Consider the following 17,283-nt stretch of genomic DNA (forward strand, 5'->3'; position numbering starts at 1 on the left):
CAGCTCAGCGGCCGAGGTCGAGCGTGCCGCTGACGACCCGCTGGTCCTGCTTGGCGACCCGGTCCAGGTAGCTGCGGGACTTGGTCACCTCGCCCTCCAGCGTGCCGATGGTGGCGGCCATGTTGTCCAGCGCCTCCACCTTGAAGGTGTCGATCGCGTCCATCGTGGCGTAGATGTTCGCGAACGCCGCCTGCAGCTGCGGCAGCCCGATGGTGGCCGAGGCCGCCTGCTGCTGGATCGCGACCGAGTTGTCCCGCAGCATCTGCGAGGTGCGCTCGATCATCCCGCTGGTGGTCGTGTTCAGCGCGGTGATCTGGTCCAGCACGAGCTTCTGGTTGCCCAGTGCCTGCGCCACGATGACCGCGGTCCGCAGCGCCGAAACCGTGGTGGTCGAGGCCCGGTCGACGCCCTTGATCAGCTCGATGTTGTTCTTGATCACGATGTCGATGGCCAGGTAGTTCTGGATCGACACGGCCAGCTGGACCAGCAGGTCCTGGTGCTTCTGCCGGACGTAGAACAGCACGTCCTCGCGCAGCGCCCGGGCCTTGTCGGGGTCCGACAGCTCGAGCTCGGCGATCGTCGCCGACAGCCGGGCGTCCAGCCGCTCGGCGACGTACACGTACTGGTTCAGGCGGCCCATCGCGTCCCAGAGCTGCTGCTTCTCCAGGTTCAGCGCGGCGTTGTCCTTGGCGAGCTCGTCCTGGCCGTTGCGCAACGAGTGCAGGATGCCCTCGAGGTGGCTCTGCGCGCTCTGGTACTTGCGGAAGTAGTCCTCGATCTTGTCCCCGAACGGGATCATCCCGAGCAGCTTCTTCGGCCCGGTGGCTTCCTTCGGGTCCAGGTTCTCGACCGTACGGCGAAGTTCGAGCAGCGTCTTGCCGACCGTCGAGCCCTCGGCCAGGCCACCGCTGGTCAGCGCCTTGACCGGCGACTGCAGCAGCCGGTTCGAGCTCTCCGCGGCGTGCCGGATGTCGACGTCACCCATGCTGCGGACGTCACCGGCCTTCTGGCTGAACTCCGGCGAGCGCGGCGCGGCGGTCATCAGCGAGGTCAGGAAGGAGTCGACCTTCGAGTCCAGGCCGGGCAGCGCGGCCGGATCCACCGCGGGCGCGAGACTCGGCGCGGCGGTCGCGGCCACCGGCTCGGTCGGCGCGGGCGCCGTCAGGATCAGGCCGGGCGCGGTCGCCGTCGGCGGCTGCAGCGGTGACTGCGCAGGCGCGGCCGCCGCGGCAGCACCCCCCGCGGCGCCCCCTGGAGTGCCCTGGGTGTTGTCAGCTTCGGTCATCGTCGTTCCCCTCCGGTGGCCTTCCGCGAGCCTCCGCGCCCGCGTCCCCTGTCACACACTCCGTGACGCGCACACAATCTACGCGGTTCCCGGTCTTCTGCGCGGAACCTTCTTCGATCCGTGACCAGCCCATCGCCCGGAGCGACCGAGCACCCCGGAATCGGTGACGACCAGCGTGTTCGGCCCTCGGATCCGCCCGCCGTCGCCTCGCCGGACAGTGGTCCGCCAGCTAATTGATTGCATTTTCAATCCAGTTCACGTCGACTGGAAACAACAGTGAGTACAAAATTTAAGGATCTTTAGAGCCTTGACGTGACGCTGAGTGATCCGCAAACTATAAGGCTCGCCGCGGAACGGCGAGCCTCGAGGGCTCCGGCCGTCTCGGGCTGTTCGTTTCGTGCAAGGGGGAGCAATTTTGTCTGGTTCAGCGAACAACGAGCGATATGCGTTGGTGAGTCGCAAAGCGGCGGAATGGGCCGCGAGCCTCGTCGACCTGGGGCATCGAAACACTCTGCTGCATTTCAAGGACACCAAAACCGCCAGTCTGGATCTGTCCGGTGCGGCTCTGGCGCCGCTGGATCGGTTGCTGTCCGGTTCAGCGGAGTCGTTGCGGGTGTTGCTGCCGGACCAGCAACTGCTCAAAGAAGCTTGCCTACGGGCAAAGAACATCAGGCGGCGGATCGTCGCGCTGGAGGAGGAGCAGGGAATCCAGGCCGGCCGGATCGCCCATGGCATGGTGCGGCTGGCTGTACGCCCAGGTGCGAGCGGGCGATCGATGCCGGCTCTGCGAGCGCCACTGCTGCTCAGGGCGGTGGAAATCAATGCCAAGACGGTCAGCGAGAGTGACTACAGTCTCCAGCCCGGCGATGAGGTGGAAGTCAATCCGGTACTGCTCTACTCGCTCGTCCATGAGCATGGCGCGGAGTTGAAGCTCGAAGAGTTCACCGAGCGGCTCAACGCGGTCGCGGCTGAGGCGGACGGGCCGCAGGCTCGACTCCGGGAAGTTTACGAGGTGCTGCGAACCGAAGTCGCGCAATGGGATCTTGAGCTGGACCTCGAGGTCAAGACCGTGATCGGCCTGTTCAGCTACGAGAAGCTGCCCATGGTGGAAGATCTTCAGAAAGCAACCGAGTTGCTGGCTGGCAACGATGTCATATCCGCGCTGGCGGGCGATCTGGATGCGTTGAAAGCACTGCAGGAAGACGGCAGGGGATTTACTTTTGTCGAAATAGATGATATTTCGCCCAGTGAAGAAGTATTGGTGCAGGACGCGGACTCGTCGCAGGAGAAAGCGATCTCTGCTGCCCTGGCAGGTCACAACGTCCTGATCGAAGGACCACCGGGTACGGGCAAGAGCCAGACCATCGCCAATATCATCGCGGGTGCTGCGGCGCAGGGTCAGAAGGTTCTCTTCGTCGCCGAGAAGCGCGCTGCGATCGAGGCGGTCACGCAGCGGCTCGCCGATGTCGATCTCGAGGGTCTGGTCTTCGACCTGCACCAACAGAAGCTGAACAAACGGCAGCTCGCGCAGCAGTTGGCTCAGAGTCTTGATCGGGCCGCCGCGGAACGTCCGGTACGGGTCGACGAACTGAACGCCGGGTACGCCGACCGGCGCAGGCGCGCGGTCGCTTACACCAAGGAGTTGCACGCCGTGCGGTCTCCTTGGGAAGTTTCGGCCTTTCAGGCCATGGAAGAGTCGTTCCGGCTTTCGCCCGCGGCGCAGAGCCGACTCAGGTTTCGTGGTTCGGTGCTGCGGACCCTCAGCGCAGGAGTCATCCGCGAGGTGACCCAAGACCTTCAGGAGTATGTGGAGTCCGGCGGGCCCAGGATCCGCCGGGGAGAGTCGCCTTGGTCGAACGCGACCGAGGTGCGGACCGAGGACGACATTCACCGGATCCTCCTCGAACTCGACGCGCTCACCGCGAAGACCCTGCATCGAAGTACCCAGGACATGGAGCTGATCCTCCGGCAGACCGGCCTGGCCAAGCCGGCCGGAATCGACGGCTGGAGCGAGGTCCTGGAGGTCCTCGGCGGAATCGAGCAGGCGGTCGCGGAGTTCGGGCAAGAGGTGTTCCGCAGCGACCTCGACTCCCTGTACCTGGCGACGGCCAATCGCTCGGTCCGGAAGGCAGAGGGGCGCAAGATGTCCTTCGGCGAGCGGCGGCGTGCCGTGAAGGCCGCGAGGGCGATGTCGAGACGTGGCATCAAGCGGCGGCAGGACCTGAACCGGGCGATAGTCGAAGTCTGCCGCCAGCAAGAGCGATGGCGGCAGCTGGGTGGGCAGCAGAGCGATCCCTCCGGCGTCGACGGACTGGCGGATATCGTCAGCCACTACAGCGATCTGCGGAACCAGCTCGCGGCCGTTGCGCTGTGCGCCAGAATCGAGGACCTGGATCGCCGTCCGGCCGAAGACGTCCAATCGCAACTGGAGAAGCTCGAGGCCGACAAGGACACGTTGTTCCGGATGCCGCGACTTACCGCGTTGACGCAGCGGTTCGAGTCCGCCGGCCTGAGCGCGCTGCTCGACGAGATCGTCGAGCGCAAGGCCGATGGAGAACAGGCGGCGGCCATCCTGCGGCACGCCTGGTTGCACTCCCTGATCGACCAGTTCAAGGTGTCGTCACCAGTACTACGAGACTTCGCCGCGGGCTTCCATACCCGCACTGTCACCGAGTTCTGTGCCGCCGACGTGCGGTTGCGTGATGTCGCGCCCCAGCGAGTCCGTCGTGAAGTCGCGCGGATGCTCAGCGAGGCCTGCGACGAGTACCCCGATCAAGGAACACTGGTGCGGAACCAGGCGAAGCGCAAGACGGGCCACATGTCGATTCGCCGGTTGGTCGAGAGCGCATCCGACGTTCTGCTCGCGCTTCGGCCCTGCTGGGCGATGTCGCCGTTACTGGTGAGCAAGACGCTGCCTGCCGACTGTCTCTTCGACATCGTCATCTTCGACGAGGCGAGTCAGATCCTGCCGCAGGACGCGATCACTTCGATCATTCGTGGGCGAAGGATCGTCGTGGCCGGTGACGACCGCCAGCTTCCGCCGTCCACGTATTTTCAGCGGATGCTGGGTGGCGCGGAGGGCGAAGAAGAGGAGGAGGACAGCGCCGGGGACCTGAAGGACTACGAATCGATCCTCGCCAGGCTCGGCGGTGTGCTGACCCAGCGGCATATGCTCCGGTGGCACTACCGGAGCCGTGACGAACGATTGATCGCCTTCTCCAACAACGAGATCTATGATCGGCAGCTTGTCACCTTCCCAGGTGTGCTCGAAGGCAGCCCCATCACGCTGGACGTGGTGGACGGCCGGGCGGTCCCGGGACAGGACGGCTCGGCCGTGGCCGAGGTCGACAAGGTGGTGGAGCGCGTACTGGAGCATGCCACCGAACGTCCGGACGAGAGCCTCGGCGTCATCGCGATGAGTCAGAAACACGCGGATCGGATCGATGTCGCTCTACGGGCTGCGCTGCGGGAGAAGCCTCAGCTGGAATCCTTCTTCGGTGACGAGATGGGCGCGTCTCGGCGGTTCTTCGTGAAGAACCTGGAACGAGTCCAAGGTGACGAGCGCGATGCAATCATCCTCAGTGTCGGCTACGCGAAGCGGCCCGATGGCCGGGTGGCGCGAACCTTCGGTCCGCTGAACCGTGAAGGTGGTGAGCGACGGCTGAACGTTGCGGTCACCAGGGCGAAGCGCCGGATGATGGTCGTCTCGTCCTTCTCCCACGCCGATCTGGAGCCGCGTCCGGACCGCAGCGGCGCCGAGCTGCTCCGCAGATTCCTCGAGTTCGCTGAGCTCGGCGGAGATCTGAGCCGGGTCGGGCGGCTGACGGGCGGAGAGATGAACGGCTTCGAGGACAGCGTCTTCACCGCATTGCGTGAGGCGGGGATCCCGGTCTATCCCCAATGGGGTTTCTCGGATGGATACCGGATCGACTTCGCTCTCGGGCACCCTGAGCAGAAAGCAGGATGGTGCTGGCGGTCGAGACCGATGGGGAGCAGTACCACCTGGCACACAGCGCGCGAGACCGCGACAGGCTTCGTCAGTCACACTTGGAGAACCTGGGCTGGCAGTTTCATCGGCTGTGGTCCACGGCCTGGTTCTCCGACCCCGAAGGCGAACTCGAAAGTATTGTCGAGAGCTGGCGACGGGCGACGAAAGAAGAGGTTCCTGTCGTCGAACCGGTCGCGCGGGCAGCGGCGGACGTCGTACCGGCCGCGGTTCCGTCCGGACCACACCGAGCGCTGCCGCGTCCTGACATCCGCATCGGGCACAAGATCAACGAGTACACCGATTACGAGCTGGTGTCTGTTTTCAGCTGGCTGTTGTCTGACGAGCTTTATCTGACCCGGGATGCCCGGATCGAGCAGGGAATGAGGGAGCTGGGGTTCTCTCGTCGCGGCAAGAACATCATCGACCGACTCACGGCAGCTTTCGAGGCCGCGCGCACACAGAACAAGGGAGACCACTGATGAAGCGGACACTCGATTCGATGACGATCGAGCGGCTGGCGAAGCTCATCGTCGACATGGGCGGCCCCTGTGAGCGCAAGGGATACCAGTTGGAGCAGTTGCTGCAGCGTTCCGCGTGGGCGGACCCGCCCGAGTACGACGGGAGCGCGCGAATCACGTGGTTGGTCGAGCAGATCGAGGCGCGAAACGACGGGACCGAGGACATCGAGCATCTGCTCTGCAGAGTCTGCGACCCGTTGGAGTACGACGGCGGGATGGAGATGGCCAAGTACTTCGCCGAGTTGGTGAACGCGATCCTCCTCCCCGAGCAGTTGATGGTCTCCTACGTGGGCCAGCGTCCGGTGCTGGCGGGAGTTTCAGGCGACGGCAGTCATCCGGTGTACACGGAGCCAGACGATCTGGAGCGGCGACTAGACGCTTTGATCGTGGACAAGGCGACCGTGCAGGTCTTGATGCACCGGCTGGCCGAGACCCGGATCTGCGAAGCGAACGGAGCCTATACGTTCGCGATCATCGGGATCGGAAGTCTGGTCGAGGGCGTCCTACTGGCAATCCTGACCGAACGGGACAAGGAATTTCGTGAAGGGCGGACCAAGGACCAATCCGGACGGACGGTGAAGCCCGAGCGGGCCGCGCTGGCGCACCTGATCGACCGGGCGGCCGAACGCCGGCTGATCCAGTTCGACGCCACCAGGTTCATGCACACGGTTCGGGACTTCCGGAACTTCGTGCACCCGCGCAAGGAGTTGGTCGACCAGCCGGCCTTCGACCGCGACAGTGTCATGTTGTGCTGGGGACCAGTGGCTGCACTTCTCAACGACCTTGAGGAGAGCCTGGAAGAACTGGTGCCACCGGTGACGGCGGGGTGAAGCTGCGATCGCCTTCGTCAACTAGCGCTCGTAGGTGACGAAGGCGAAGCCGTCGTGGGGGACCCGGGCGGTCTCGTGCCAGACGGTGCGGTCGAAGCTGGGGAAGGTGACGTCGCCGGCGGGGGACTGGGCGACCTCGGTGAGCTCGAGGCGGTCGGCGTACGGGAGGGCCTGGCGGTAGATCTCGCCGCCGCCGGCCACGTACAGGTCGTTGCCCTCGGCAAGTTTCAGGGCGGCGTCGAGGTCGTGGGTGACCTCGACGCCGGGCGCGGACCAGTCCCGCTGCCGGGTGACCACGACGGTACGCCGGCCCGGTAGCGGGCGGCCGATCGAGTCGTAGGTCTTGCGGCCCATCACCAGCGTGTGGCCGAGCGTGAGGGCCTTGAAATGCTGAAGGTCCTCGCGGATCCGCCAGGGCAGGTCGTTGTCCCGCCCGATCACGCCGTTGGCGCCGACCGCGGCGATCAGGATGACGGTCATACCGCGATCGGAGCCTTGATTCCGGGGTGCGGGTCGTAGCCGTCGAGGACGACGTCGGCGATCTCGTAGGAGTCGATCGAGTCGCGCTGGGCCAGCCGGAGCGTCGGCAGAGGCCGGGGTTCGCGGCTGAGCTGAAGATCTACTTGGTCAAGATGGTTCAGGTAGATGTGTGCGTCGCCGAGAGTATGAACGAAATCCCCAACCTCAAGATCTGTTTGTTGGGCGATCATGTGTGTCAGCAGGGCATAGGAAGCGATGTTGAAGGGGACGCCGAGAAAGATGTCTCCAGACCGCTGATACAGCTGACAAGAAAGCTTGCCATCCGCAACATAAAACTGGAACATCGTGTGGCACGGTGGGAGTGCCATTTTTTCCAGGTCCGCCACATTCCAAGCGCTGACGATGTGGCGGCGAGAGTCAGGGTTGTTCTTGATGCTGTCGATAACAGCTGTGATCTGATCGAACGACTCGCCGTCAGGATCAGGGTTAGGCCATGAACGCCACTGCTGACCGTAGACCGGTCCCAGGTTGCACTGATGGTCTGCCCATTCATCCCAAATGGAGATGCCCTGCTCTTGCAGCCAACTGACGTTCGTATCGCCTCGAAGGAACCAGAGCAACTCACCAATCACTGACTTCATGTGCAGCTTCTTGGTGGTGACGGCAGGGAAGCCCGCGCCCAAGTCGTACCGGGACTGGTATCCGAAGACACTCAGAGTTCCGGTGCCTGTGCGATCGGTCTTCTTCGTTCCATGCGTTCGGACGAAGTCCAGGAGCTCGTGATACTGGCGCACGTCGTGAGGCTAGCATTCGATCGCAGATCGAAGCGGGATCTCAAGTGGCGTGTATCGGACGGCTCACATCTGTCGGGACAAGTTGGTCGCGATGCTTCACGCTCCGCAGCCATGGGAACGCTCCGCGACCGTAGCTGACTACCGATTGTGCAACCGGCGGGCGCTGTCTCGTCTCCGAGACCAGATGCCGGCTCGCGAACCTGGTCTCGTGTCGATAGAACCGCGAGCCTGGCTCGAAGGTCTGCTTCGGCGAGACGACTCACATGCCCCGGCGTGGAAGATGGGGAGTTCGGAGTTCGTCTGATCTTGCTGCCTGTCGAGATGTTCTCATCAGTCGGCCGCACGAATCCGGGAAAAGACGCACTTGCCTGTAGTGCTTGACCAGGCATTTCCGGGCAGTTCGCCGATCGGCCGTTTCTTGCGCGAGGGCAGCCATCCGGTCGCCTCCAATTGTCGGGTACGCGATGGCTCCGCTTCAATGCTGAAGCTGGTTCTTCCGGCATTCTCACCAGAGCTGACAGACTCGGCAGGTGAGTTCTGACGAGTACGTGCTGACGCTGGTGCTGCAGGTGGAGAAGGCGGAGCGGCCGGGGCAGACCGACGCGCTGGAAACCGCGGCGCGGGCGGTGCTGGCGATCCTTGCCGACGACCGGTCGGCCGGCGAGGGGGAGTGGGCGGAGGTGATGCGCCGCTGGCAGGACGCTCGGATCCGGAAGGTGGTACGCCGGGCGCGGGGTGCCGAGTGGCGGCGGGCTGCCGAGCTGCCGGGGATCACGGTGGTGGGCGCCGCGGCGGTCATGCGGGTGTTTCCGCCGGTGCCGCTGGACGAGGTGCCTAAGGATCTGGCGAAGTTGCAGGTGACGGGGACGGATCTGGAGGATCCGGAGGAGCTGCCTGCCGTCGCGGACGGCGTACCGGTGCTGTGGGTGAATCCGGGGCTGACCATGTCGACCGGCAAGACGATGGCGCAGGTGGGGCACGGTGTGCACCTGGCGTGGTTCGAGTTGTCGGATGCCGAGCGGAAGGCGTGGCGGGAGGAGGGTTTCCGGCTGGCGGTGCGTACGGCGACGCCGCTGCTGTGGAAGGAGCTGATGGCGACCGGGCTGCCCGTCGTACAGGACGCGGGTTTCACCGAGATCGACCCCGGCAGCTACACGGTCATTGCCGACCATCCCGCTCTGCGCTAAACCAAGGCCCCGTCTACCGCAGCTGGTATCCCGCCAGCACGATCGACTCCAGATCGGGATCGCCGTCGAGCAGGTAGCCCTCGTAGTTGAAGCCGAACAGAGTGCGAAGTGCGTCCTCGGCCAGTTCGAGGGGGTGGAAGGGGAGTGGGTACGGATCGTCGTCGTCGGCTTCCAGTGCATGCTCGCCGGCCCAGTAGGTCTGCTCGAACGGCAGCGGGTCGCCGAGGTTCTCGAAGACCCCGCCGTCGGGCGCCAGGCTGAGGGACCGTCGCAGCTTGCCGTCCGGCGTCCAGACCGCGTAGGCGAACCAGTCGACCACGCTGTGCATCGCGTGCAGGTAGACGGTCCGGCCGCCGGCCTCGGCGAGGTACTTCGCCGGCAGCGTCGACGGTCGGTCCAGGGCCACCTCGCCAGTGCAGACGATGGTGAGCCCGGGGAAGACAGCGGCGTACACGAGCCCGTCCGGCGGGTTCGCGTTCTGGCTCAGGTCGCCGTCCGCGAGCTCGGTCAGCTGCGCCCCCGGGTGGAGGCGCTCGACCAGTGCGCGGGTGGCGACGCGATCCGGTTCGGGATGCGCGCGGAGGACCTCGGCGACGTTTCCGTCGGCGTACAGCAACATCCAGTCCTTGGCGCCCATGGAGACTTTCTACCGGATCCGGTAGTGCAGGTGGGTGACTCGGTCGCCTTCGACGACCGGCGCGAGATTGCGGATACGCCGTTTCCAGCCGTCCAGCGAGACGACGGCGGAGGCGATCACCGTGGTCATCTCAGCACCTTGTAGGTCAGGTGTTGCGCTGCCGGAGTCGAGACGGACTCGACGAGTTCGAGGTCGACGCGGGCGGCGGCGTCGAGGGGGAACAGGCGAGTGCCGGATCCCAGTACGACGGGGGCGACGTGCAGCCGGACGAGGTCGGCGAGCCCGTCGGCCAGGAAGGCACGACAGGCTGCACCGCCGCCCATCACCACGATATCCTTGCCGTTAGCAACTTCTTGCGCCTGCCGTACGGCGCTCCGCGGCCCGTCGGTGACGAAGCGGAAGCGGTCGCCGAGCCGGGTCTCGGCGGGCGGCTCGTGCGTGAGGACGAAGATCGGAGGTACGTGCTCGTCCTCGCCCTGGGCGCCGTACCCCATCTCCTCGCTCCAGCCGTGCGGGCCGTCGATGATGTCGAACAGCTTCCGGCCCTGGATCACCGCGCCGGTCTGGGTGAAGGACGCGTCCAGCACCTGACGGTCCGCGGCGTCACCCTCGAGTGCCCAGGTGTGCAGGACTTCGCCGCCCCGGCCGAGGCCGTGCGCGATATCCACGCCAGGCCCGGTGACGTAGCCGTCCAGCGACATCGAGATGTCGACCACGACGGCGCTGACGGGCCGTCCGGTCACGACTCGGTCCTTGCGAGCAGCTCGGCGAGGCGGTCCATCGAGTCCTTGATGCCGTGCTCCATCCCGCTCTGGACCGAGGCGTCGCGGGCCTCGACCGAGGGGAAGACCGAGTGCGTGTGCAGCCGTACGCCGGTGCCGGTCCGCTCGTAGGTCGACCGCTCCAGGCAGACCTCGCCCGGTGCGCCCTCCCACTCGAAGGTCTGGATCACCCGGGTCTCGGGCTCGACGCTGTGGAAGACGCCGCGGAACGCGTACTCGCCGTTCGCGTCGCGATGGATGTAGCGGTACCGACCGCCGGGGCGGACGTCGTACTCCTCGACGGTCATCTCCAGTCCGCGCGGGCCGAGCCACTGGGTGATCAGCGCGGGGTCGGTCTGGACCCGGAACAGTTCGGCCGGGGTGGCGTCGAACTCCCGGGTCACCGAGACGAACGGCGTACCGGCGGGGGCGCTGATGGTGGTGGGGTGAGTGCTCATCGGTCCTGCTCCTTCACGGTTTCGAGTAGCGCGTCGATGCGCCGGAAACGGGCCTCGGAGGCCAGTCGGTATCCGTCGATCCAGCTGGTCAGGCTCTCCAGCGCGGAAGGGTCGAGATGGCAGGGCCGGCGCTGGCCGTCCCGGCTGCGGGTGATCAGCCCGGCGGCCTCGAGCACCTGGATGTGCCGCGACACCGCCTGCTTGGTGATCCCGAACGGCTCGGCGAGCTCGTTCACCGTCGCCTCGCCGCGCGACAACCGCGCGATCAGCGCCCGGCGGACCGGATCACCGAGTGCGGTGAAGGCCCGGTCGAGGGCGTCTTCGTCAACCGCCATCTTTATCAACCATTCCGTTGATCAACTGATGTGTTGACTATAAGCATGATTAGAGAGGCAGGTCAAGAGCGGAATTTAGCAACTTGGGTTGACATGGACGGATTGTCAACCTAAGTTGCTATACATGAAGAAGTTGGTGGCACAGGACGATCCGGCCGCCGGGCTGGCGGCGGTGGTCGCGTTGCGGCGGCTGGCGGACCGGATCGAGGACAGTCAAGTGGAGCAGGCGATGCGGGCCGGCTGGAGCTGGTCCGAGGTCGCCGAAGTGCTGGGGGTCACCCGGCAGGCCGTACACAAGAAACACGCCAAGCGGCTGATCGCCGCTGGTGTCGCCCTGAGGAGGCGCTGATGACGACGCAGGCGAACGAGGTCCGCGAAGTACTGATCCGGAGTGCCCGGGCCGAAGCCGTCGAGGACGGTTCGGTCGCGATCGAGGCCGAGCATGTTTTGCTCGCCCTGACGAAGCTCTCCGGTACGACGACCGCGCGGCTGCTCGCCGGGGCCGGACTGACCCACGCAACACTTCGGGCCGCGCTCGATCGCGAGTGGGAGCAGAGTCTCTCGGTGGCCGGGGTCGAGGTCTCCGTCGACGAGTTGCCGAAGGCAACACCGGATCCCAGTAGGAACCCGCAGATCGGGGAGACCACCAAGCTGCTGCTCAAGCGTGCCGGCGCGACCGCCGGAGGAGGGCGCATCGGCGCCGCCCATCTCCTGGCCGGTGCCCTGGACACCACCCTTGGGCGCGTCCCGCGGGTGCTGGGATTGGCCGGCGTCGACCGGGAAGCGCTCCGGGACCAGGCATCAGCGGCAGCAGCCCGCAAGGACCACTGACCGGCGCGCTCAGGTCAGATGCCCCAAGGCGGCGACGGAGATCCCGGCTCGCTCGCAGACCCAGTGCGGGTCGGGGCCGAGCTCGGGCTCGATCCGGAGCTCGTGGTCGTGCAGGTCGTCGCAGGCGGTGCAGCGGGGCCAGCGGACGCCGGAGTCGGACAGGCGGTCCTGCACGTCCTGCGCGACCAGGCCCGCGATGTGCTCGGCGCCGTCCGGCCACTGGTCGAGCCACCACTGCCGGCCGGCCACCGCGTCCTCCAGCAGGGACACCATGACGGCGTCGTCGAATCCCCGGGCAGCCAGGTCGTGGAGCACCTGCGCCCGGGCGGTCAGCAGTACGCCTGGTTCGTTCATCGTCCTTCAGGGTGCCAGACCCGACGGACAAAACCCCAAGCCGGTCGACTTGGGGTTCTGCCGCCTCGGGAGAGGTCTGTCGCGCTCAGCCGGCCAGCGGCTCGCAGCGCGGTGCCGGGTCGAGGCGGTCGGCGAGCTTGAGTTCGCGCTCGGCGGCGTACCGCAGTACCGCGCCGAGACGGGCGCGGGCCGCGACGGTACGGCGCGGGGCCGGCTCGTGGTGCTCCACCTGGGGAGCGTTCGGCAGGGCGGACTCGGCGAGGGACCTCGCGCTTTCCACTGCGGTGTTGCCGGCGATGAAGTAGATCATGGTCGTGCTCCCTTCGGAGGGCGTGCTGATCGGAACCCATGGCCAGGGCGGCCATCGGCAGAGCTGTGGTGGCTGGATTCAGTGGCGGGGAGCCGGACCGCTGCTGGCGCGAACGATCAGCTCGGTCGGCAGCAGGAGCTGCCGCCGGGTCTCGGCCGGATCGAGCAGTTGCCGGCCGACGGCGCGGCCCTTGTCCTTGATCGGCTGCCGGACCGTGGTCAGCCCGGCTGCCTCGGCCGCGGGGATGTCGTCGAAGCCGGTGACGGTCAGGTCCCGGCCGGGGACCAGGCCGCGGGCCTTCATCGCCTCCATCGCACCGAGCGCCTGGACGTCGCTCAGGCCGATCAGCGCGGTCGGCCGGTCCTGCGAGTCGAGCACCCAGCTGGCCGCAGCCAGTCCGGAGGCGAAGGCGTTGTGGCCGCCCGACACCAGCCTGATCCGGGCGTCGGGCATCGCTGCGGCCAGGCCCCGGATCCGGAGTTCGCTGTCGGCGTGACCGACCTGGCCGAGCTCCAGCTCGACCGGCCGGCTGCCGGCCGCCTGGGCGTTGTCCAGCAGGATGACGACGTCGCGGTGACCGAGCCGGGTCAGGTGCTCGCCCAGTTCGGCGGCCGCCGCGGCCTCGTCGATCGCGACCCAGGACAGGTCCGGGTGGTCGCCGCGGTCGGTCGAGACCATCGGGATGCCCCGGTTCCGCAGTGTCGTGAGGGCCGGGTGGCCACCGGCGACGCAGAAGATCGCGGCAGCGTCGATCGCGGCCTGCTGGACGGTGGTGGTGTCGCCCTGGACGTCGGTCGAGCTGAGCGGCATCAGCAGCAGGCTGGTGGCGAACTCCTCGGCGACCTCGGCCAGGCCGGCCAGGAAGCCGACCGCGTACGGATCGGAGAAGGCGTAGGCGAGCTTGTCGGTGAACAGCACGCCGACCGAACCCGCCCGGCCGCTGCGCAGGGCGCGGGCGGAGGCGTCGGGACCGGCGTACCCGAGCTCCTGGGCCGTGGCCAGGATCCGCTCGCGCACCGCGGCGGACAGCTGGTCGGGCTTGTTGTAGGCGTTGGAGACGGTCGACGGCGACACCCCGGCGGCCTGCGCCACGGTCTTGAGGGTGACTCTGGGGGTCATCGCCCGGCTCCTTCTGCATCGTTCTTCTAAATCGTTCTAGAAAAACGATACAGAAGACTTCGCGAGAGCGCAACAGGTCTTTTCCCGGCAGCCGCTGGGGCGATGCAGGATGATGGCCGGTATGGGTTCGTTGCTGGAGATCATCGCTCTGCATCCGGCGGATGCCGAAGCGGCTCAGGAGGGTGGCGCGGACCGGCTGGAGCTGTGCGCCTCGATGGAGGCCGACGGTCTGTGCCCGTCGGTCTCGACCGTGAGCGCCGTCCGCCGGGTGACCGACCTGCCGTTGCGGGTGATGCTGCGGTTGTCGAACTCGTTCGGCACCGACGGCGCCGAGCTGAACCGGCTGACCGCGATGGCGCAGTCCTACCTGTCGGCCGGCGCGGACGGGTTCGTGTTCGGCTTCCTCACGCCGGACAACGAGGTGGACACCGACTCGGTCGCCGCGCTGGCGAGCACCTTCCCCGACACTCCGTGGACCTTCCACCGGGCGGTCGACCACACGCTGGAGCAGCAGAAGGCGTGGCGCGCGCTCCGGACGCTGCCCGGGCTGGACTGCGTGCTGACCGCGGGCTCGTCGCTCGGCGTCGGGCACGGGCTGGACGAGCTGCTCAAGCTGGCCAAGTCCGATCCGCAGGTGGCGAAGGTGATGATGGCCGGCGGTTCGCTGCAACCCGAGCACGTGCCGTGGCTGTACGGCGCCGGCGTCCGGCGGTTCCATGTCGGGTCCTCGGTGCGGCAGGACGGCTCGTGGACCAAGGCCTACGTGAACTCCCGGTTCGTCCGGTCGTGGCGCAACCTGCTCGACGCGCAGGACGAGAAGGCATGATCTACATCGATCCGCCGGCCTGGGCGGCGCACGACCGGTTGTGGTCGCACCTGGTCAGCGACGAGTCGTACGAGGAACTGCACGCCTTCGCCCGCGCCGCCGGGATTCCCGCGCGGGGGTTCGAGCGCGACCACTACGACGTACCGTCCGACCTGTACGACGACCTGGTGGCAGCGGGGGCCGTGCCGGTGTCGAGTCGCGTGGTGGTGCAGCGCTTGCTCGCCTCCGGATTGCGGCATCGCAAGGGGAGTTGAGATGGAGCCGGCCGGATTTGCTGGTCTCGGTGCTGTGGTCGGGGTGTCCGATCGGGGGCGGCGAGAGGTGGCGGCGACCGAGGTGGGGGTCGATGCTTCGTTCCGGATTGCTTCGTTGAGTAAGACGGTGACGGCTGCGGCGACCGTGAAAGCCCTGTCCAGCAAGGGGTTCGGGTTGGACGTGGCTGTGGCGGAGGTGCTGACGGAGCTCGAAACCGATCTGACGGTGGCGCAGGTGTTGTCGCAGTCTTCGGGGCTCCGGCAGACGGTGAGTGCCGCGGACGCCGCGGCGCTGGGTGACGGTGATGACGTGTTCGCGCGGGCCGCGTCGCTGGTGGTCGCCGGTGGGCAGGAGTTTCCGCCGGGGGAGCGGTGGGCCTACTACAACGGGAATTACTTTCTCGCGGGCGCGCTGCTGGCCAGGTTGACCGGTGGCACCTTCGAGGACGCCGTGGGTGAGTTCGTCGCGGGGGTGGGGCTGGAGTCCACCGGGTTCCAGCCGTCGGAGGGATATCCGCGGGCGCGCCGGCCGAGTGGTGGGCTGTGGTCGACCGTTCCCGAGCTGCTGACCTTCTGCGAGTTTCTCCTGCGGGACAAGGCTTTGCTGGCCGAGATCGCGCGGCCGCGGGTGAGCACGCCGCTGGCCTACGGTTTGGGCTGGGCGGTCGGGCCGATGCTCTACCTCAACGGCCGGCTCGACGGCTACCGGGCGGCGATGCTGTTGTCGCCGGAACACGAGTGGGCCGCCGCGATGCTGGTGAACGACACGGACTCGCTGCCCGCGATAGCGGCGTACCTGGACGAGTTGCAGCGCCCGCTGACCGGCGTACCGATGGCTTCGCTGATCGACGGCTTCGCCGCCTGAAAGATGCCCCAGGCAACTAGCCTGGGGCATCTCCGGTCAGTCGGTCAGTCGGTCAGTCGGTCAGTTCGGTCACGGTGCCGGCGGCGACGGTGTGGCCGCCCTCGCGGACCGCGAAGCCGAGGCCGACGGTCATCGCGACCGCCTTCTCCAGCTCGACGCCGAGCTCGATCGTGTCACCCGGCATCACCAGGGCGATCTCACCCAGGTCGATGCCGCCGGACACGTCCGTGGTCCGGAAGTAGAACTGCGGCCGGTAGTCCGCGGCGAACGGCGTGTGCCGGCCACCCTCGGCGGTCGACAGCGCGTGCAGCTGCGCCCGGAACTTCCGGTGCGGCTTCACGCTGCCCGGCAGCGCCACCACCTGGCCGCGACGGACCTCGTCGCGCTTGACGCCACGCAGCAGCACGGCCGCGTTGTCACCCGCCTCCGCGGCCTCCAACGACTTGCCGAACGTCTCCAGCCCGATCGCCGTACTGGTGATGGTCGGGCCGAGACCCACCACCTCCACGGTGTCACCGAGCTTGAGTGAACCCTGCTCGACCGCGCCGGTGACGACGGTGCCCCGGCCGCTGATGGTGAGCACGTTCTCGATCGGCATCAGGAACGGCTCGCCCAGCTCACGGTCCGGCACCGGCACGTAGTCGTCGACGGCGTCGAGCAGGTCGCCGATCGCCTTCGTCCACTCGGGGTCACCCTCGAGCGCCCGCAGGCCGGAGATCCGGACGACCGGTACGTCGTCCCCCGGGAACCCGTACTCCGACAGGAGTTCGCGGACCTCCAGCTCGACCAGGTCGAGCAGTTCGGGGTCGTCGACGGCGTCGGCCTTGTTCAGCGCGACGACCAGGTACGGCACGCCGACGCGCTGCGCGAGCAGGACGTGCTCACGGGTCTGCGGCATGGCGCCGTCCTGCGCCGACACGACCAGGATCGCGGCGTCCACCTGGGCGGCGCCGGTGATCATGTTCTTCACGTAGTCGGCGTGCCCGGGCATGTCGACGTGCGCGTAGTGCCGGTTGGCGGTCTCGTACTCGACGTGCGAGATGTTGATCGTGATCCCGCGCTGGACCTCCTCCGGCGCCCGGTCGATCCCGTCGAACGCGACGAACCTGTTGAGCTCGGGGTAGCGCTCGGCGAGCACCTTGGTGATCGCGGCGGTCAGCGTGGTCTTGCCGTGGTCGACGTGCCCCATGGTGCCGATGTTGAGGTGCGGCTTGGTCCGCACGAACTGGCTCTTGGCCATGATGTCTGTTTTCCCTTGCTGGTCAGAGGACTGCCTGGACCAGGACCCGAGGGCCCGGCCGAACCGGCTGTCGTGACAGCGGTCGGAGGGGGCCGTTGCGCGCCACCCTCCTCCGCGGGTCCTGCGTCAGCAGGAGGAGGGTCGCCTTCGTGCGCCGGTGAAACCGTGCGCGCCGGTGAACAGAGCTGAATCGGCTGACGTCCGCGCGGCA

The 17,283-nt window shown here is 67.0% G+C and carries 19 protein-coding genes and 1 pseudogene; 9 read left to right on the top strand and 11 right to left on the bottom strand.

The annotated features are described in order from the left end of the window. Positions 1-4: 4 nt before the first annotated feature. Positions 5-1,285: a toxic anion resistance protein gene (locus tag OX958_RS07005; protein ID WP_270136347.1), complete on the bottom strand. Its 1,281-nt coding sequence runs from the start codon at positions 1,283-1,285 to the stop codon at positions 5-7. Between the two features lie 451 nt (positions 1,286-1,736). Between OX958_RS07005 and OX958_RS07010 the strand changes: the two are divergent. The 3 genes and pseudogenes from OX958_RS07010 to OX958_RS07015 all read left to right on the top strand — a co-directional run. Continuing rightward, positions 1,737-4,937 (top strand): annotated as a pseudogene (locus OX958_RS07010) (AAA domain-containing protein); the annotation flags it as partial. A gap of 311 nt (positions 4,938-5,248) precedes the next feature. Continuing rightward, a complete protein-coding gene (locus OX958_RS35335) occupies positions 5,249-5,752 on the top strand; it encodes a DUF559 domain-containing protein (protein ID WP_442913287.1) in 504 nt (167 codons plus the stop codon). Next, the gene (locus OX958_RS07015; RefSeq protein WP_270136349.1) at positions 5,752-6,621 is read left to right on the top strand and encodes a hypothetical protein; all 870 of its coding nucleotides are present in this window, start codon (positions 5,752-5,754) and stop codon (positions 6,619-6,621) included. Before OX958_RS35335 ends, OX958_RS07015 begins: the two co-directional genes overlap by 1 nt. A gap of 21 nt (positions 6,622-6,642) precedes the next feature. On the opposite strand, the gene OX958_RS07020 is transcribed toward OX958_RS07015, so the two are convergent. Both OX958_RS07020 and OX958_RS07025 read right to left on the bottom strand, forming a co-directional pair. Next, entirely contained in the window at positions 6,643-7,101 is a 459-nt protein-coding gene (locus tag OX958_RS07020; RefSeq protein ID WP_270136350.1) for a dihydrofolate reductase, read from the bottom strand. Continuing rightward, on the bottom strand, positions 7,098-7,895 hold the full coding sequence (locus tag OX958_RS07025) for a thymidylate synthase (protein ID WP_270136351.1): 798 nt from the start codon (positions 7,893-7,895) through the stop codon (positions 7,098-7,100). Before OX958_RS07025 ends, OX958_RS07020 begins: the two co-directional genes overlap by 4 nt. A gap of 530 nt (positions 7,896-8,425) precedes the next feature. Here OX958_RS07025 and OX958_RS07030 point away from each other — a divergent pair. Next, positions 8,426-9,082 (top strand): aminoacyl-tRNA hydrolase, encoded by a 657-nt coding sequence (locus OX958_RS07030; RefSeq protein ID WP_270136352.1) that lies wholly within the window; start codon positions 8,426-8,428, stop codon positions 9,080-9,082. Positions 9,083-9,095: 13 nt separating this feature from the next. Here OX958_RS07030 and OX958_RS07035 read toward each other — a convergent pair whose 3' ends face one another. The 4 genes from OX958_RS07035 to OX958_RS07050 form a co-directional block, all read right to left on the bottom strand. After that, the gene (locus OX958_RS07035) at positions 9,096-9,719 is read right to left on the bottom strand and encodes a DUF6928 family protein (protein ID WP_270136353.1); all 624 of its coding nucleotides are present in this window, start codon (positions 9,717-9,719) and stop codon (positions 9,096-9,098) included. Positions 9,720-9,844: 125 nt separating this feature from the next. Continuing rightward, entirely contained in the window at positions 9,845-10,462 is a 618-nt protein-coding gene (locus OX958_RS07040) for a dihydrofolate reductase family protein (RefSeq protein WP_270136354.1), read from the bottom strand. Beyond that, entirely contained in the window at positions 10,459-10,938 is a 480-nt protein-coding gene (locus OX958_RS07045) for an SRPBCC family protein (protein ID WP_270136355.1), read from the bottom strand. Before OX958_RS07045 ends, OX958_RS07040 begins: the two co-directional genes overlap by 4 nt. After that, complete coding sequence (locus OX958_RS07050; protein ID WP_270136356.1) at positions 10,935-11,273, bottom strand: ArsR/SmtB family transcription factor; 339 nt, start codon at positions 11,271-11,273, stop codon at positions 10,935-10,937. The genes OX958_RS07045 and OX958_RS07050 overlap by 4 nt, the downstream gene beginning before the upstream one ends. A 124-nt stretch (positions 11,274-11,397) precedes the next feature. Between OX958_RS07050 and OX958_RS07055 the strand changes: the two genes are divergently transcribed. Then, a complete protein-coding gene (locus OX958_RS07055) occupies positions 11,398-11,622 on the top strand; it encodes a hypothetical protein (RefSeq protein ID WP_270136357.1) in 225 nt (74 codons plus the stop codon). After that, positions 11,622-12,104, top strand: coding sequence for a Clp protease N-terminal domain-containing protein (locus OX958_RS07060; RefSeq protein WP_270136358.1), 483 nt, complete (start codon positions 11,622-11,624; stop codon positions 12,102-12,104). Before OX958_RS07055 ends, OX958_RS07060 begins: the two co-directional genes overlap by 1 nt. 9 nt (positions 12,105-12,113) lie before the next feature. On the opposite strand, the gene OX958_RS07065 is transcribed toward OX958_RS07060, so the two are convergent. The 3 genes from OX958_RS07065 to OX958_RS07075 all read right to left on the bottom strand — a co-directional run bounded on the left by OX958_RS07065 (position 12,114) and on the right by OX958_RS07075 (position 13,887). After that, entirely contained in the window at positions 12,114-12,458 is a 345-nt protein-coding gene (locus OX958_RS07065) for a hypothetical protein (RefSeq protein ID WP_270136359.1), read from the bottom strand. A gap of 85 nt (positions 12,459-12,543) precedes the next feature. Then, entirely contained in the window at positions 12,544-12,768 is a 225-nt protein-coding gene (locus OX958_RS07070; RefSeq protein ID WP_270136360.1) for a hypothetical protein, read from the bottom strand. Between the two features lie 78 nt (positions 12,769-12,846). Then, positions 12,847-13,887 carry a LacI family DNA-binding transcriptional regulator gene (locus OX958_RS07075; RefSeq protein WP_270136361.1) on the bottom strand — a complete coding sequence of 347 codons (1,041 nt, stop codon included), beginning with the start codon at positions 13,885-13,887 and terminating at the stop codon, positions 12,847-12,849. A gap of 121 nt (positions 13,888-14,008) precedes the next feature. Here OX958_RS07075 and OX958_RS07080 point away from each other — a divergent pair, with 121 nt between their 5' ends. The 3 genes from OX958_RS07080 to OX958_RS07090 are packed head-to-tail and all read left to right on the top strand — an operon-like array spanning position 14,009 to position 15,832. Beyond that, complete coding sequence (locus tag OX958_RS07080; RefSeq protein WP_270136362.1) at positions 14,009-14,713, top strand: copper homeostasis protein CutC; 705 nt, start codon at positions 14,009-14,011, stop codon at positions 14,711-14,713. Continuing rightward, the gene (locus OX958_RS07085; protein WP_270136363.1) at positions 14,710-14,967 is read left to right on the top strand and encodes a DUF4031 domain-containing protein; all 258 of its coding nucleotides are present in this window, start codon (positions 14,710-14,712) and stop codon (positions 14,965-14,967) included. Before OX958_RS07080 ends, OX958_RS07085 begins: the two co-directional genes overlap by 4 nt. A 1-nt stretch (position 14,968) precedes the next feature. Next, the gene (locus OX958_RS07090) at positions 14,969-15,832 is read left to right on the top strand and encodes a serine hydrolase domain-containing protein (RefSeq protein WP_270136365.1); all 864 of its coding nucleotides are present in this window, start codon (positions 14,969-14,971) and stop codon (positions 15,830-15,832) included. A gap of 52 nt (positions 15,833-15,884) precedes the next feature. On the opposite strand, the gene tuf is transcribed toward OX958_RS07090, so the two are convergent. Further along, positions 15,885-17,072: an elongation factor Tu gene (gene tuf / locus OX958_RS07095; protein WP_270136366.1), complete on the bottom strand. Its 1,188-nt coding sequence runs from the start codon at positions 17,070-17,072 to the stop codon at positions 15,885-15,887. Between the last annotated feature and the right edge of the window lie 211 nt (positions 17,073-17,283).

It is taken from the genome of Kribbella sp. CA-293567 (assembly GCF_027627575.1).
Lineage (GTDB): Bacteria > Actinomycetota > Actinomycetes > Propionibacteriales > Kribbellaceae > Kribbella.